Source organism: Mucilaginibacter aureus (assembly GCF_053514885.1).
Map to the genome: position 1 here is coordinate 2,659,988 of NZ_CP170601.1, position 16,831 is coordinate 2,676,818.

Consider the following 16,831-nt stretch of genomic DNA (forward strand, 5'->3'; position numbering starts at 1 on the left):
TTGTTCTTCTGCCTTTAATTTTTAATATATTATTCCTTTATACCTTTTTGATTTTCAAAACATTTACTTACCTTTGCCGTCCCTGAAAGGAGGTATTTGTAGGAATTATGATCATTATCAACGTAAAAGACGGCGAATCATTAGACAAAGCGTTAAAACGCTTTAAAAAGAAATTTGAAAAGACAGGTGTTTTAAGAGAACTTCGTAGCCGTCAGGCATTCGAAAAAAAATCAGTTGCCCGCAGGACTGAGATTAAACATGCTATCTACAAACAAAACATGAACATCGAAGGAAACTAATTTCTGTTTTTAACAAAAATTAATTTTTTCCTAACGTCATATTAAAACTATTTGTACATTCATATTCTGGATGAGCAAATAGTTTTTATGGTTTTAGAGCGTTTTATACGGTATTTGCAGTTTGAAAAAAGGTTCTCGCCTCATACAGTTACTGCATACCAAAACGATCTGAAACAATTTTTTAGCCACACCGCCACATCCGGGCAAAAGAGCCTTCCGGCCAACGAGCTTAAGCTTAAAACAGATCTTCTTCTCGAAAACATCGATTCAGTTACCTACAACGATATCCGCGAATGGATAGTTGAATTAATGAACGGCGGACAAACCGCAAAATCCATTAACCGTAAAATAGCCTCGCTGCGCACTTTTTTTAAATTTTTAATGCGCGAAGGTACGTTAACCAGTAACCCGGCATCAAAAATACAGGCGCCCAAAATACCCAAACGCCTGCCGGTAATAGTTGAAGAAGATAAAATAGTTAAGCTTTTGCAAAGCGAAGATACTTTTGACGAAACCTTTACCGGCGTGCGCGATAAACTCATCATAGAGATGTTGTTTGGTACCGGCATCCGGCTGGCCGAACTGGTAGGCCTGAAAGAAACAGATGTTGACCTGCATGCTAACACTATTAAGGTTTTAGGCAAACGCAACAAGCAGCGTATAGTACCAATTAATAACGAATTGAAACTTTTACTGGCTAAGTATCAGCAGTTAAAGAAAAGTGAAAATTTTCATAACAATTCGTTAATATTAATCGTTACCAATAAGGGTGCCGATGGTTATCCTAAAATGATTTATCTTATAGTGCAAAAGTATCTATCATACATATCAACCCAGGATAAAAAAAGCCCGCACGTGTTAAGGCACACCTTTGCAACAAGCCTGCTCAATAACGGGGCCGATCTAAATTCGATCAAAGAACTTTTGGGCCACGCCAACCTCAGCGCGACCCAGATTTATACACATAATTCAGTTGAGCGATTAAAGTCTATTTACAAACTGGCCCATCCAAAGGCCTAAAAAAAGGAGAGAACATGAAAATCAGAGTGCAGTCCATCCACTTCACAGCCGACAAAAAGTTGTTAAACTTTATCCAGAAAAAAGCCGATAAACTCGATGTTTTTTTTGATCAGATCATCAGCGGTGAGGTTTATTTGAAGCTCGAAAATGTTGAAGATGAGACCAATAAGATAACGGAGATTAAGCTGTTAGTGCCCGGTACACAACTATTTGCCAAACAGCAGTGTAAAACCTTCGAAGAAGCTACCGATCTGGCCATCGAATCGCTCATTAAGCAGATAGGTAAGCATAAGCAGAAGAAGGATAGCGCCCTGCAAAGCGCTAATCGTAACGTTTTGGTGACCTTACTTGACGAATAAAACCTTTTAAACACATAAAATTTCAAAGATTTCGGCGGGCAAAATACCCGCCGATTTTTTTTTGAAAAAATATTTTGTTCAGGCATTATATTTTGTAGATTTGCAATCCCTTTTGGAGAGGTACTCAACAGCACCCCGGCATAAACCAAAAAGGAATTGTTCTTATAAAATAATTTGCCTCCTTAGCTCAGCTGGTAGAGCGACTGACTTGTAATCAGTAGGTCATTGGTTCGATCCCGATAGGAGGCTCTCTTAATTTCGATATCGAATGTTCAATTTCAAATTTTGATCTGATCTAAAAAGTCAAATCCGAAATCGAAAATTCGAAACCCGAAATCAGGAAATGGGGGGATACCAGAGCGGTCAAATGGGACGGACTGTAAATCCGTTGCTTCGGCTACGAAGGTTCGAATCCTTCTCCCCCCACATAACAATGATTGAAGGTCTTAATGATTGAATGATAGATTTATTATTTAATTAGCAAGCCAAAGGGATTGAGTTATTAAAAGGTAGTTTGCTTAGCATTCAATCCTTCAATAATTCAATCCTTCAATCATTAAACAAGCGGAAGTAGCTCAGTTGGTAGAGCGATAGCCTTCCAAGCTATAGGTCGCGAGTTCGAACCTCGTCTTCCGCTCATTTGTATGTCGGATTTCGAATTTTCGATTTCGGACTTAAAAGATTAAGAAATCGGTTAGTGAATTTTGAAAATTCGAAATTGAAAATCCGAAATCCGAAATCAAAACATAAGCCGACGTAGCTCAGGGGTAGAGCACTTCCTTGGTAAGGAAGAGGTCATGGGTTCAAATCCCATTGTTGGCTCACTTATATAATTAGTATATAGTAACATTTAAAATAAAAATTAACCAACAAACATTTATAGATCATGGCAAAAGAAAAGTTTGACCGCAGTAAGCCGCACTTAAACATCGGTACTATCGGTCACGTTGACCACGGTAAAACAACCCTTACCGCAGCTATCACTAAAGTATTAGCTGATGCAGGTTTATCAGAAGCTCGTTCATTCGATTCAATCGACTCGGCTCCTGAAGAAAAAGAACGTGGTATTACCATTAACACTGCTCACGTTGAATATTCAACAGCTAACCGTCACTATGCTCACGTTGACTGTCCAGGTCACGCTGACTATGTGAAAAACATGGTTACTGGTGCTGCCCAAATGGACGGTGCAATCATCGTAGTTGCTGCAACAGATGGTCCGATGCCACAAACCCGTGAACACATCCTTTTGGCACGTCAGGTAGGCGTACCGGCACTGGTTGTTTTCATGAACAAGGTTGACATGGTTGATGATCCGGAATTGTTGGAATTAGTTGAAATGGAGATCCGCGAATTATTATCATTCTACGAATATCCAGGTGATGATATCCCGGTAATCCAGGGTTCAGCCTTAGGTGGCCTTAACGGCGATGCTAAATGGGTTGGCAAGATCATGGAGCTGATGGATGCTGTAGATAGCTACATCCCAATCCCTCCACGTTTAACTGAGCTTCCATTCCTGATGCCAGTTGAAGACGTATTCTCGATCACTGGTCGTGGTACTGTAGCAACCGGTCGTATCGAGCGTGGTGTAATCAACTCTGGCGAGCAGGTAGATATATTAGGTATGGGTGCTGAGAACTTAAAATCAACCGTAACAGGTGTTGAGATGTTCCGCAAGATCCTTGACCGTGGCGAAGCTGGTGATAACGTAGGTTTATTGTTACGTGGTATTGAAAAAACTGATATCCGTCGTGGTATGGTTATTTGCAAACCAGGTTCAGTAACTCCGCACACCGATTTCAAAGCCGAAGTTTACGTATTGTCAAAAGCAGAAGGTGGCCGTCACACTCCATTCTTCAACAAATACCGTCCGCAATTCTATTTCCGTACAACCGACGTAACTGGCGAGATCTCGTTAGCCGAAGGTGTAGAAATGGTTATGCCTGGTGATAACGTAACAATTACAGTAAAATTGATCAACGCGATCGCAATGGAAAAAGGTTTACGTTTCGCTATCCGCGAAGGTGGCCGTACCGTTGGCGCGGGTCAGGTAACTGAAATTTTAAAATAAACCACTTGCCCTTTTAGGGTAACAAGGAACGGTTAATTTTTAGTGTAAAAGTACCGGGATTTATCCTGGTACTTTTGCTCTAATATGTAAATAATAAAATTGCCCTTAAAGGCGATTAACAAAAACGGGAATAGTTCAACGGTAGAATAGAGGTCTCCAAAACCTTTGATCAGGGTTCGAATCCTTGTTCCCGTGCTACAAAGAGATTAAATAAAAATGGCTAAAGTAACCGAGTATATTAAAGAATCATACGACGAGTTGACCGATAAAGTAACCTGGCCAACCTGGAGCGAATTACAAAGCAGTGCGATACTGGTTTTAGTTGCTTCAATTATTATAGCGTTGATCATTTTGCTAATGGATACTGCTTTTGGGCAAGGCTTGCATTTCTTTTATAGTTCATTGAATAAATAGCGTAATATTTTAATGCAGATGACAGATCAATTGAAATGGTACGTGGTGAGAGCCATTAGCGGTAAAGAAAAAAAAGTTAAACAATATATAGATGCCGAAATTAATCGTTTAGGCATTTCACATCTGGTGCCACAGGTATTAATACCGATGGAAAAATATTACCAGATGCGCGACGGAAAAAAGATAGCTAAAGAGCGTAACTATTTTCCGGGTTATGTATTGATGGAAGCCGCGCTTGACGGTGAGTTAGAACACATTATTAAGAATATTAATAGTGTGATTGGCTTTTTAGGCGATAAGGCAGGCAATGCCATCCCTTTGCGCCAGGCCGAAGTTAACCGTATTTTAGGTAAGGTTGACGAAATGACCGCGCAAGGCGAAACCATGAACGTACCATATTACATTGGCGAAAACGTTAAAGTAATGGATGGTCCATTCAACGGCTTTAGCGGCGTTATTGAAGAAGTTAACGAAGAGAAAAAGAAACTGAAAGTAATGGTAAAGATATTCGGCCGCCGTACGCCGCTCGAATTGAATTACATGCAGGTAGAGAAAGAATAGTTCTATTTCGGATATCGAATTTTCGATGTCGGATTTAGAAAATTGTAAATATAGATTTCAGAATAGGATAGGAGTAAAATCCGAAATTGAACATCCGAAATCCGAAATCAAAAAACCTTAAATGTTACATAGCTTCCACTACTAACATTGAGTATTAAATAAAGTAAATTAAAATGGCAAAAGAAGTAGGTGCGTTAGTAAAACTACAGGTTAAAGGCGGCGCTGCAAATCCATCTCCACCAATAGGCCCGGCATTGGGTGCTAAAGGTGTTAACATCATGGAATTTTGCAAGCAGTTTAATGCCCGTACCCAAGACAAGCCAGGTAAAGTGTTGCCGGTAGTTATTACCGTTTACGTCGACAAATCTTTTGATTTTATCATCAAAACTCCACCGGTTGCTATCCAGTTATTGGAAGCTACAGGTTTAAAGAGTGGATCGGCAGAGCCTAACCGTAAAAAAGTATCAAGCGTAAGCTGGGATCAGGTTGAGACGATTGCTAAAGATAAAATGACAGACTTGAACGCGTTCACAGTAGAATCAGCCATGAAAATGGTTGCAGGCACAGCACGCAGTATGGGAATTACCGTTTCTGGTACAGCGCCCTGGAGTAATTAATTAATTAAAATCAGTTAAAGACAGTGGCAAGATTAACAAAAAATCAAAAAACGGCACTCTCCAAGGTTGAGGTTAATAAAGCGTATTCTTTACAGGATGCATCATCGTTGGTAAAAGATATTACTACTACCAAGTTTGATTCATCTGTTGATATAGATGTTCGTTTAGGTGTTGATCCGCGTAAAGCCAATCAAATGGTGCGTGGTATTGCAACCTTACCTCACGGAACCGGCAAAACTGTACGTGTATTGGTGCTTTGTACTCCCGAAAAGGAACAAGAGGCAAAAGATGCAGGTGCAGATTATGTAGGTTTGGACGATTATATTGCCAAGATTGAAGGCGGATGGACTGATGTTGATATTATCATCACTATGCCAAGCGTTATGGCTAAAGTAGGTAGATTAGGCCGTGTGCTTGGTCCGCGTAACTTAATGCCTAACCCTAAATCGGGTACAGTAACTACAGATGTAGGCAAAGCTGTAACCGAGGTAAAAGGTGGTAAGATCGATTTCAAGGTTGACAAAACCGGTATCATCCATGCATCAATAGGAAAAGTATCTTTCCCTGCTGAAAAAATTTATGAAAATGCTTTGGAAGTACTCCAGATCATTTCAAAACTAAAACCATCAGCAGCAAAAGGAACATATTTTAAGAGCATTCATATCTCTTCAACTATGTCTCCCGGAATCGAAGTTGAAACTAAAACAGTAGCGGGGATCTAATCATGAATAAAGAAGAAAAACACGACGTTGTTCTTGCCCTTGCTGAACAAATGAAAGAGTACGGTAATTTTTATATTACTGATACTTCAAACTTAACAGTTGCAAAAATTAACGATATCCGTCGTAAATGTTTTGAAAGCGACATCAAGATCCAGGTAACAAAAAATACACTGATCAGAAAGGCCATGGAGGCTGTTGAAGGTGATTTTACCGAGATCTATGGCGTTTTAAAAGGCTCGTCATCTATCATGTTTTCTAAATCAGGTACTGCTCCGGCTAAACTGATCAAACAATTAAGAAAACAAGGTGATAAACCGGTTTTAAAAGCTGCTTACATTGATACCGCTGTATTCATCGGCGATAATCAGTTAGACGCTTTGGTAAACCTGAAGTCGAAAGAACAATTGATCGGCGAGATCGTTGGCTTATTGCAATCGCCTGCTAAAAACGTTATTTCAGCTCTTAAATCGGGTGGTAGCACTATAGCTGGCTTAGTTAAAACTTTACAAGAAAGAGGTTAATTGGTCGCCTTGAATAATGACCAGCATTAAAAACAAAAAGCATTAAAAATTAAAAATTTATAATAATGGCAGATTTAAAAGCGTTTGCTGAACAGTTGGTAAACTTGACAGTAAAAGAAGTAAACGAACTAGCTCAGATTTTAAAAGATGAGTATGGCATTGAGCCGGCAGCAGCAGCAGTTGCAGTAGCAGCAGCCCCTGCAGGTGGTGGTGATGCACCAGCAGCAGAAGCAGCTCAAACTGCATTTGACGTTATCCTGAAAGAAGCAGGTGGTCAGAAATTAGCAGTTGTTAAATTAGTAAAAGATCTAACAGGCTTAGGCTTGAAAGAAGCTAAAGACTTAGTTGACGGTGCACCTAAAGAAGTAAAAACTGGTGTTTCTAAAGAAGAAGCTGAAAGCTTGAAAAAACAATTAGAAGAAGCAGGAGCTGTTGTTGAAGTTAAATAATTTAGCTCAACAAATAGTTTAAAATCAAAGACTCCGACCATATTTTGGTCGGGGTCTATTGTCGTTTATATTGTATACATCGGCGGTAAATGAGATTTGAGTACCGCGATTTGATGTAAAAGTGTTGAAAGGTAGCTGATTAGCGTCCTGGTTCACACCCCAATACTCATATCTCCCATCTCTAAATAAGGTTAAAAATAAAATTAAAATTATAATACCTTGGCAAACGAAATAAATCAAAGAGTAAACTTTGCAACCAGCAGGAAAGTATTGGAATATCCTGATTTTCTGGATGTACAGTTACAATCATTCCAGGAATTTTTTCAATTACAAACTACTTCAGATAACCGTCATAAAGAAGGTTTATTTAAAGTGTTTGCCGAAAACTTCCCTATTTCAGATTCGCGGAACATTTTTGTTTTAGAGTTTCTGGATTATTTTATTGATCCGCCACGTTATGATATACAGGAATGTATAGAGCGCGGATTAACCCACAGTGTGCCTTTAAAGGCCAAACTGCGCTTATCATGTAATGATGAGGAGCACGAAGATTTTGAAACAATAGTTCAAGATGTTTATCTGGGTACCATCCCATATATGACACCTAAAGGAACTTTTGTGATCAACGGTGCCGAGCGCGTAATTGTATCACAATTACACCGTTCACCAGGTGTGTTCTTCGGCCAAAGCCGCCACACCAACGGTACCAAATTATACTCGGCCCGTGTTATACCTTTCAAAGGTTCGTGGATCGAGTTTGCTACTGACGTTAATAACGTGATGTACGCATACATTGACCGTAAGAAAAAATTCCCGGTTACAACCCTGTTACGTGCTATTGGTTACGATTCGGATAAAGACATCCTCGAATTGTTTGAACTGGCCGACGAAGTAAAAGTTAGCAAATCGGGCTTAAAGAAATTTATTGGCCGTAAGCTTGCTGCAAGGGTGCTTAAAAAATGGGTTGAAGATTTTGTGGACGAAGATACCGGCGAGGTAGTTTCGATCGACAGGAACGAGATCATTTTAGAGCGCGAAACCGTATTGGAAGACGATCATATAGATATGATAATCGACGCAGGTGTTAAAACCATCATCCTCAACAAGGAAGATGCGGCAACAAGCGGCGATTATACCATTATATATAATACCCTACAAAAAGATACTTCAAACTCTGAGAAAGAAGCGGTTGAGCATATCTACCGTCAATTACGTAACGCCGAACCACCTGATGAAGAAACAGCCCGTGGTATCATCGATCGTTTATTCTTCTCTGATAAAAGATATGACCTGGGCGATGTGGGCCGTTACCGCATCAACCGTAAATTAAAATTAACTACGCCTAATGAGGTTAAGGTTTTAACTAAAGACGATATCATCGCCATTGTTAAGTACCTGATCAAACTGATCAACTCAAAGGCCGAGGTTGATGATATCGATCACTTGTCAAACCGCCGTGTACGTACCGTTGGCGAACAATTGTACGCACAGTTTGGTGTAGGTTTGGCACGTATGGCACGTACCATCCGCGAGCGTATGAACATCCGCGACAACGAGGTATTTACGCCAACTGATCTGATCAACGCACGTACACTATCATCTGTGATCAACTCGTTCTTCGGAACTAATCAGTTATCACAGTTTATGGACCAAACCAATCCACTGGCAGAGATCACGCACAAGCGTCGTCTGTCAGCCCTTGGGCCCGGTGGTCTGTCGCGCGAGCGTGCAGGTTTCGAGGTTCGTGACGTTCACTACACCCACTACGGTAGGTTGTGTACCATTGAAACTCCCGAAGGACCGAATATTGGTTTGATCTCGTCATTATGTATCCACGCCAAGATCAATAACCTTGGTTTTATCGAAACACCATACAAACGTGTTGCCGATGGTGTTGTACAAATGCAGGAGCCGGTTGTTTACTTATCTGCCGAAGATGAAGACGGTAAAACAATTGGTCAGGCCAACGCTATTTATGATGATAACGGTAATTTCGCTACCCCACGTGTAAAAGCACGTTTCGAGGGCGACTTCCCGATCATCGAGCCTAGCAGGCTTGACTATATGGACATCGCGCCAAACCAGATCACCTCGATCGCAGCATCGTTAATTCCGTTCCTGGAACACGATGATGCTAACCGTGCGCTGATGGGATCTAACATGCAACGCCAGGCCGTACCATTGTTACGTCCGGAAGCGCCAATTGTGGGTACAGGTTTAGAAGGCCGTGTAGCAAAAGACTCTCGTACACTGATCAACGCCGAAGGCGATGGTGTGGTCGAGTATGTTGATGCTACCGAGATCCGTATTAAATACGATCGTAACGAAGATGACCGTTTGGTGTCTTTCGAAGGCGACACAAAATCATACCGACTGATCAAGTTCAAGAAAACCAACCAAAGCACTACCATCAACCTGAAGCCGATCGTTAAGAAAGGCCAACGCGTTGAAAAAGGACAGGTACTTTGCGAAGGTTATGCAACTCAGGACGGTGAATTGGCCTTGGGTCGTAACATGAAGGTTGCCTTCATGCCTTGGCAAGGTTTCAACTTTGAGGATGCGATCGTAATATCTGAGCGTGTTGTATCGCAGGATATCTTTACTTCTATCCACGTTGAAGAGTTTGAACTGGAAGTTAGGGATACCAAGCGCGGTGAAGAGGAATTGACACCAGATATCCCGAATGTATCGGAAGAGGCTACAAAAGACCTTGACGAGAATGGTATCATCCGCGTAGGCGCCGAAGTTAAGGAAGGCGATATTTTGATCGGTAAGATCACTCCGAAAGGAGAGTCTGATCCATCACCGGAAGAAAAACTGTTACGTGCCATATTTGGTGATAAAGCAGGCGATGTTAAGGATGCATCATTAAAAACTCCGCCGTCTATCGCGGGTGTGGTTATTGATACCAAACTTTTCTCGCGTGCTAAAAAGACATCAAAAGCAGAAGAAAAAGCTGCAATTGATAAGCTTGACACCAAACACGAAAAAGCTGTTAAAGATCTTAAAAATCTATTGGTTGAAAAACTATTTGAGATCGTTAACGGTAAAACATCGCAAGGTGTATACAATGTTTACAAAGAGCTGTTGGTAGCTAAGGGTGTTAAATTTACCCAAAAAATATTGGTCGAACTTGAGTTTGCCAACATCAACCCAACAAAATGGACAACTGATGATGACAAAAACGAGCAGATCAAATTGTTACTGCACAACTATAACATTAAACTGAACGAAGAATTAGGTGCTTACCGCCGCGATAAATTCGCGATAAGTGTAGGTGATGAGCTTCCATCGGGTATTGTACAAATGGCTAAGGTTTATATCGCTAAAAAGCGTAAGCTTAAAGTTGGTGATAAAATGGCCGGTCGCCACGGTAACAAAGGTATTGTTGCCCGTATTGTACGTGATGAGGACATGCCTTTCCTTGAAGACGGAACACCTGTTGATATCGTATTGAACCCGCTGGGTGTACCTTCGCGTATGAACCTTGGCCAGATATACGAAACCGTATTAGGCTGGGCAGGTAAAGAGCTGGGCGTTAAATTTGCTACTCCGATTTTTGATGGTGCAAGCCATGATGAAGTGGAAGAGTGGGTTAAAAAGGCCGGTATCCCAGAATCGGGCAGAACTTATTTATACAATGGCTTAACCGGCGACCGTTTTGACCAGCAAACTACAGTAGGTATTATTTACATGCTGAAACTGGGTCACATGGTTGACGATAAGATGCACGCACGTTCAATCGGGCCATACTCATTAATTACACAACAGCCATTGGGTGGTAAAGCCCAGTTCGGTGGTCAGCGTTTTGGTGAGATGGAGGTTTGGGCACTGGAAGCATTTGGTGCTGCAAACATCCTGCAAGAGATCCTGACTGTTAAGTCGGATGATGTTGTGGGCCGTGCTAAAACTTACGAGGCTATTGTAAAAGGAGAAAACCTGCCAACACCTTCAGTTCCTGAATCATTCAACGTATTGGTTCACGAGTTAAGAGGTTTAGGTTTGGATATCACATTAGAATAAAGTTGCGGGTTATGGGTTGTGAGTTGTCAGTTTAAAACTGGTAACCCGCAACCCGTAACTGACAACTCTAACACAAAAAGAGCTATGTCTTACAAAAAGGATAATAAAATCAAAAGTAATTTCACCACCATTACCATCAGTCTGGCCTCTCCGGAGTCTATACTGGAGCGTTCAAGTGGCGAAGTTTTAAAACCAGAAACCATTAACTACCGGACCTACAAGCCCGAGCGTGATGGCTTATTCTGTGAGCGTATTTTTGGCCCGGTTAAAGATTATGAGTGCCATTGCGGTAAATACAAACGTATCCGTTATAAAGGTATTGTTTGCGACCGTTGCGGTGTTGAAGTAACCGAAAAGAAAGTTCGCCGTGAGCGTATGGGCCATATCAACCTGGTGGTGCCTGTTGCGCATATCTGGTATTTCCGTTCGTTGCCAAATAAAATTGGTTACTTATTGGGCTTACCAACTAAAAAACTTGACCTGATCATTTATTACGAGCGTTATGTAGTAATCCAATCGGGTATTAAAGAAGCAGACGGTATCAACAAAATGGACTTCCTTACCGAGGAAGAATATTTGGATATCTTGGATACTTTACCAAAAGAGAACCAGTACCTTGACGACAAAGATCCTCAGAAATTTGTTGCCAAAATGGGTGCCGAGGCTTTGGAAGAATTGTTAAAACGCCTTGATCTGGATCAGTTATCGTACGATCTGCGTCACCAGGCTGCTAACGAAACTTCGCAACAACGTAAAAACGAAGCTTTAAAACGTTTACAGGTTGTTGAAGCTTTCCGCGATGCTAAAACACGTATCGAGAATAACCCTGAGTGGATGATCGTTAAGATCGTTCCGGTTATCCCGCCCGAATTGCGTCCGTTAGTACCATTGGAAGGTGGCCGTTTCGCTACTTCGGATTTGAACGATCTATACCGTCGTGTAATTATCCGTAACAACCGTTTAAAACGTTTGATCGAGATCAAAGCACCGGAAGTAATTTTACGTAACGAAAAACGTATGTTACAGGAAGCGGTTGACTCGTTATTTGATAATTCACGTAAAGTTAACGCGGTAAAAACCGAAGGTAACCGTGCGTTAAAATCATTATCCGATATATTAAAAGGTAAACAAGGTCGTTTCCGTCAAAACTTACTGGGTAAACGTGTGGATTATTCGGCACGTTCGGTAATTGTTGTAGGGCCAAGCCTTAAACTGCACGAGTGCGGTTTACCAAAAGATATGGCTGCCGAGCTATTCAAACCATTTATCATCCGTAAGATGATTGAGCGTGGTGTTGTAAAAACAGTAAAATCAGCTAAAAAGATCGTTGACCGTAAAGACCCGTTAGTTTGGGATATTTTGGAAAACGTATTAAAGGGACACCCTGTGTTACTAAACCGTGCGCCTACGTTGCACAGGTTGGGTATCCAGTCGTTCCAGCCTAAACTGATCGAGGGTAAAGCTATCCAGTTGCATCCTTTAACCTGTACGGCTTTCAATGCGGATTTTGACGGTGACCAGATGGCCGTGCACGTACCACTTGGTAACGCGGCAATTTTGGAAGCCCAGATCCTGATGCTTGCATCGCACAACATTTTAAACCCGGCTAATGGTACGCCAATTACCGTTCCTTCGCAGGATATGGTTTTGGGCTTATACTACATCACTAAAGGTCGTAAAACCGACGATAGCCGTGTAGTAATAGGCCAGGGCTTAAACTTCTACTCACCGGAAGAAGTGATCATCGCTTATAACGAGAAAAAAGTTGATCTGCATGCCTTTATCAAAGTTAAAGTAAACGTTAAAGAGCGCGATGGCAGCATCGTCAATAAATTAACCGATACTACTGTTGGCCGCGTATTGTTTAATCAGCACGTGCCCGAAGAAGTAGGTTATATCAATGAGCTGTTAACTAAAAAATCGCTTCGCGATATCATTGGTAACGTTGTAAAAGTTACCGGTATGGCACGTGCAGCACAGTTTTTGGATGATATTAAAGAATTAGGTTTCCAAATGGCATTCCGTGGTGGTTTGTCGTTCAACCTTAAAGATTTGAACATTCCGGCTGAAAAAGTAACCTTGATCGAACAAGCTTCGAAAGAAGTTGAAGACGTAATGAACAACTATAACATGGGTTTCATTACCAACAACGAGCGTTACAACCAGATCATCGACGTTTGGACACGTATCAACAACCGCTTAACCGCGAATGTGATGGATATCCTGTCGAACGATAACCAGGGTTTCAACTCGGTATACATGATGTTGGATTCAGGTGCACGTGGTTCTAAAGAGCAGATCCGTCAGTTAGCCGGTATGCGTGGTTTGATGGCTAAACCACAAAAATCAGGTTCAGGTGGCGAGATCATCGAAAACCCGATCTTATCAAACTTTAAAGAAGGTCTGTCGGTATTAGAGTACTTTATCTCAACCCACGGTGCCCGTAAAGGTTTGGCGGATACGGCGTTAAAAACAGCCGATGCTGGTTACTTAACCCGTCGTTTACATGATGTTGCCCAGGATATGATCGTTGGCGACGTTGATTGCGGTACACTGCGCGGTATTTATACAACAGCATTAAAAGACAACGAAGACATTGTTGAACCATTATACGACAGGATTTTGGGCCGTACCTCACTGCATGATGTGTACGATCCGATGACCAACGAATTATTGGTTACTGCAGGTCAGGATATTGAAGAAGAAATAGCCCGTAAAATACAAAACTCACCTTTGGAAGGTATCGAGATCCGTTCGGTATTAACCTGCGAAAGCAAACGTGGTGTTTGTGCATTGTGTTACGGCCGTAACCTTGCAAGCGGTAAACGCGTGCAAATGGGTGAGGCAGTTGGTGTAATTGCAGCACAGTCAATCGGTGAGCCGGGTACACAGTTAACGTTACGTACATTCCACGTGGGTGGTACTGCATCGAACATCGCGGCCGAATCACAGATCAACGCCAAGTTTGATGGTATTATCGAGTTTGAAAACGTACGTACCGTTTCATATAAAGCCGAAGAAGGTGACGTTGATGTAGTTTTGGGTCGTTCAGGCGAGTTCAGGATCATCGAGGCTGGTACCAACAAAATTATTGTAAGTAACAACATTCCTTACGGTTCATACCTGTACGTAAAAGATGGCAGCAAGATCACCAAAGGCGATCGTATCTGCTCATGGGATCCGTACAACGCGGTAATTATTTCAGAATTTGCCGGTAAAGCACAGTTTGAAGCTATACAAGAAGGTATTACCTTCCGTGAAGAGTCTGACGAGCAAACCGGTCACCGCGAAAAGGTGATCATTGATACCCGCGATAAAACTAAAAACCCTGTTATCCAGATCACTGAAAAAGGTAACATAGTTAAAGGATACAACATCCCGGTTGGTGCGCACATTGCAGTTGATGAGGGCGACAAAATTCAAACAGGCCAGGTTATCGCAAAAATACCTCGTTCAACAGGTAAAACCCGCGATATCACCGGTGGTTTACCACGTGTAACCGAGTTGTTTGAAGCACGTAACCCATCAAACCCTGCCGTTGTAACCGAAATTGACGGTGTGGTAACTTTAGGTGGTGTAAAACGTGGTAACCGCGAGATCACCATTGAGTCGAAAGACGGTCAGGTTAAAAAATACCTGGTTCCATTGTCAAAACACATCCTTGTACAGGATAACGACTTTGTGAAAGCTGGTATGCCATTGTCTGACGGTTCGATATCACCAGCTGATATCCTGGCTATCAAAGGCCCTGCAGCAGTACAAGAGTACCTGGTTAATGGTATACAGGAAGTTTACCGTTTACAAGGTGTGAAGATCAACGATAAACACTTCGAAGTTATCGTTCACCAAATGATGCAGAAAGTAACTATCGAAGACGCCGGTGATACCCGTTTCTTAGAAAAAGAAGCAGTTGACGGTTGGGACTTTATGCTGGAGAACGACGAGATATTTGATAAAAAGGTAATTGTTGATCCGGGAGATTCAAATACGCTGAAAGCAGGTCAGATTGTTTCGTTACGTAAATTAAGGGATGAAAATTCAGTATTAAAACGTAAAGACATGAAACTGGCTGAGGTTAGAGATGCCATTCCGGCAACTTCGAGCCCAATGCTTCAAGGTATTACCAGGGCATCATTAGGTACCAAATCGTTCATCTCGGCGGCTTCCTTCCAGGAAACTACCAAGGTACTTAACGAAGCTGCCATTGCAGGTAAAAAGGACAAGATGTTAGGTTTGAAAGAGAACGTAATTGTTGGCCACTTAATTCCATCGGGTACAGGTTTACGCATGTACGAAAATATACGCGTAGGCTCGAAAGAGGAATTTGACCGCCTGATGGCTTCGAAAACTGAAGAAGTAGAAGCATAATTTACCACAGGTAAATAAACTTTTAAAAGTCCTCTCTTTATAGAGAGGACTTTTTTATTTTTATACCATTATGACAGAAGAAAACGACAACCAGATAAATATTGAATTGGCAGAAGAGGTAGCCGAAGGTATATACTCCAACCTGGCCATCATAACACATTCAAACTCAGAATTTGTAGTTGATTTTATCCGTATTATGCCCGGCGTACCCAAGGCCCGTGTAAAATCGAGGATCATTTTAACTCCTGAACATGCTAAACGATTACTTAATGCATTAAACGATAACGTTGAAAAATTTGAAGCTGCCAACGGACGCATTAAAATTCAGGATGAGCCTATTGGTTTTCCGATGAATTTTGGGGGTACTGTTGGGCAAGCTTAATAATTATTCTCGCAGTAAATTAAATTGCGCTATATTTATTAAAATCGCAATTTAACTCAAAAAAAAGTATGATTAATATTAATTATCGAGCCTTATTTTAAAATATTTGAAGTTTTTGTTTGAGGGCATTAGATATAATTCGTATATTGCGTCAAATCCCTGATTAGCTGTAAAACGTTGTTTTGACCGGTATTTAAAACTTAAGACTACTTCATGTTTAAACTCTCCTCAAAAAATATATTAATCAGTTCTTTTTTTGCATTAATTGTAATTGGTTTATGCTCCTGCGGCTCTACCAAAGAGCTTAAATATTTTCAGGATATTCCCGATTCGACAAAGCTCGCGTCTATTAAACTTGCAAATTTTACGGTGCCGGTTATACGCCCGGATCAGGTTCTCTCGATCAATGTTTATACAATTGATTTAGCTTCTACCCAAACTATTAATACGGTTAATACTACTGCTGTAGCATCACAAACAGCGGTACTCGGTTTTGATGCAAGCGGCTACCTTGTTGACGCAGCGGGCTATGTTGAGTTACCCGAATTGGGTAAAATAAAGGTATCGGATCTAACTATTGAGCAGGCACAGGCAGCGGTTAAACAAAGAGCATCTAAATATTTTAATGATCCAATTGTTATAATCAAAAATAAAAGCTTTAAAGTGACCTTTGTTGGTGAGTTTGTAAAGCCGGGAGCTTATATTATACCAAGCGAAAAATTTACTTTGGTTGATGCCATAGGGCTGTGTGGAGGATTAACCGATTACGGCCAAAGAGATGATGTATTGCTTTTTCGACAAAATGACAGTACAAAAACCTTAAGTACAATAAGGTTGAATTTAAAAAGTAGTGCGGTGTTAAAATCTCCATATTACTATCTGCAAAACAACGATGTTTTATTAGCCAACCCAAGCAGATCAAAAGGTATTACTACTGATCAAACCTTTAACAGGTATTTAGCCTTATACAGCTTGATGGGATCCATATTAACCACAATTATACTTTTATTTAAATTGTAAAA

14 protein-coding genes and 5 tRNA genes are annotated in these 16,831 nt (G+C 41.2%); all 19 read left to right on the forward strand.

Features of this window, described 5'->3' with window-relative positions; genetic code table 11:
• Positions 1 to 107 precede the first annotated feature (107 nt).
• The 19 genes from rpsU (at position 108) to ACFGVR_RS11435 (ending at position 16,829) form a co-directional block, all read left to right on the forward strand.
• Positions 108 to 299: a 30S ribosomal protein S21 gene (gene rpsU, locus ACFGVR_RS11345; protein WP_448702941.1), complete on the forward strand. Its 192-nt coding sequence runs from the start codon at positions 108 to 110 to the stop codon at positions 297 to 299.
• A gap of 51 nt (positions 300 to 350) precedes the next feature.
• Entirely contained in the window at positions 351 to 1,319 is a 969-nt protein-coding gene (locus ACFGVR_RS11350; RefSeq protein WP_448702942.1) for a tyrosine-type recombinase/integrase, read from the forward strand.
• Positions 1,320 to 1,333: 14 nt separating this feature from the next.
• Entirely contained in the window at positions 1,334 to 1,678 is a 345-nt protein-coding gene (hpf, locus tag ACFGVR_RS11355) for a ribosome hibernation-promoting factor, HPF/YfiA family (RefSeq protein WP_448702943.1), read from the forward strand.
• 176 nt (positions 1,679 to 1,854) lie between these two features.
• A tRNA-Thr gene (locus ACFGVR_RS11360) sits at positions 1,855 to 1,927 on the forward strand.
• Positions 1,928 to 2,023: 96 nt separating this feature from the next.
• Positions 2,024 to 2,104: transfer RNA gene (locus ACFGVR_RS11365), tRNA-Tyr, on the forward strand.
• A gap of 138 nt (positions 2,105 to 2,242) precedes the next feature.
• Positions 2,243 to 2,315 (forward strand) — tRNA-Gly (locus tag ACFGVR_RS11370).
• 113 nt (positions 2,316 to 2,428) lie between these two features.
• Positions 2,429 to 2,500: transfer RNA gene (locus tag ACFGVR_RS11375), tRNA-Thr, on the forward strand.
• 64 nt (positions 2,501 to 2,564) lie between these two features.
• Entirely contained in the window at positions 2,565 to 3,752 is a 1,188-nt protein-coding gene (tuf, locus tag ACFGVR_RS11380) for an elongation factor Tu (protein WP_448702944.1), read from the forward strand.
• A gap of 124 nt (positions 3,753 to 3,876) precedes the next feature.
• Positions 3,877 to 3,947: transfer RNA gene (locus ACFGVR_RS11385), tRNA-Trp, on the forward strand.
• 21 nt (positions 3,948 to 3,968) lie between these two features.
• Complete coding sequence (secE, locus tag ACFGVR_RS11390) at positions 3,969 to 4,166, forward strand: preprotein translocase subunit SecE (protein WP_448702945.1); 198 nt, start codon at positions 3,969 to 3,971, stop codon at positions 4,164 to 4,166.
• An 18-nt stretch (positions 4,167 to 4,184) separates the two neighbouring features.
• The gene (nusG, locus tag ACFGVR_RS11395) at positions 4,185 to 4,727 is read left to right on the forward strand and encodes a transcription termination/antitermination protein NusG (RefSeq protein WP_448702946.1); all 543 of its coding nucleotides are present in this window, start codon (positions 4,185 to 4,187) and stop codon (positions 4,725 to 4,727) included.
• A gap of 173 nt (positions 4,728 to 4,900) precedes the next feature.
• A complete protein-coding gene (rplK, locus tag ACFGVR_RS11400) occupies positions 4,901 to 5,344 on the forward strand; it encodes a 50S ribosomal protein L11 (protein ID WP_448702947.1) in 444 nt (147 codons plus the stop codon).
• Positions 5,345 to 5,367: 23 nt separating this feature from the next.
• The gene (rplA, locus tag ACFGVR_RS11405) at positions 5,368 to 6,066 is read left to right on the forward strand and encodes a 50S ribosomal protein L1 (protein ID WP_448702948.1); all 699 of its coding nucleotides are present in this window, start codon (positions 5,368 to 5,370) and stop codon (positions 6,064 to 6,066) included.
• A gap of 2 nt (positions 6,067 to 6,068) precedes the next feature.
• A complete protein-coding gene (rplJ, locus tag ACFGVR_RS11410; RefSeq protein WP_448702949.1) occupies positions 6,069 to 6,587 on the forward strand; it encodes a 50S ribosomal protein L10 in 519 nt (172 codons plus the stop codon).
• A gap of 65 nt (positions 6,588 to 6,652) precedes the next feature.
• The gene (rplL, locus tag ACFGVR_RS11415; protein WP_448702950.1) at positions 6,653 to 7,036 is read left to right on the forward strand and encodes a 50S ribosomal protein L7/L12; all 384 of its coding nucleotides are present in this window, start codon (positions 6,653 to 6,655) and stop codon (positions 7,034 to 7,036) included.
• A 219-nt stretch (positions 7,037 to 7,255) separates the two neighbouring features.
• The gene (gene rpoB / locus ACFGVR_RS11420; RefSeq protein WP_448702951.1) at positions 7,256 to 11,059 is read left to right on the forward strand and encodes a DNA-directed RNA polymerase subunit beta; all 3,804 of its coding nucleotides are present in this window, start codon (positions 7,256 to 7,258) and stop codon (positions 11,057 to 11,059) included.
• Between the two features lie 84 nt (positions 11,060 to 11,143).
• Positions 11,144 to 15,427, forward strand: coding sequence for a DNA-directed RNA polymerase subunit beta' (gene rpoC, locus ACFGVR_RS11425; RefSeq protein ID WP_448702952.1), 4,284 nt, complete (start codon positions 11,144 to 11,146; stop codon positions 15,425 to 15,427).
• 70 nt (positions 15,428 to 15,497) lie between these two features.
• The gene (locus tag ACFGVR_RS11430; RefSeq protein WP_448702953.1) at positions 15,498 to 15,809 is read left to right on the forward strand and encodes a DUF3467 domain-containing protein; all 312 of its coding nucleotides are present in this window, start codon (positions 15,498 to 15,500) and stop codon (positions 15,807 to 15,809) included.
• Between the two features lie 213 nt (positions 15,810 to 16,022).
• Positions 16,023 to 16,829, forward strand: a complete 807-nt coding sequence (locus ACFGVR_RS11435) for a polysaccharide biosynthesis/export family protein (RefSeq protein WP_448702954.1) — start codon at positions 16,023 to 16,025, stop codon at positions 16,827 to 16,829.
• Positions 16,830 to 16,831 lie beyond the last annotated feature (2 nt).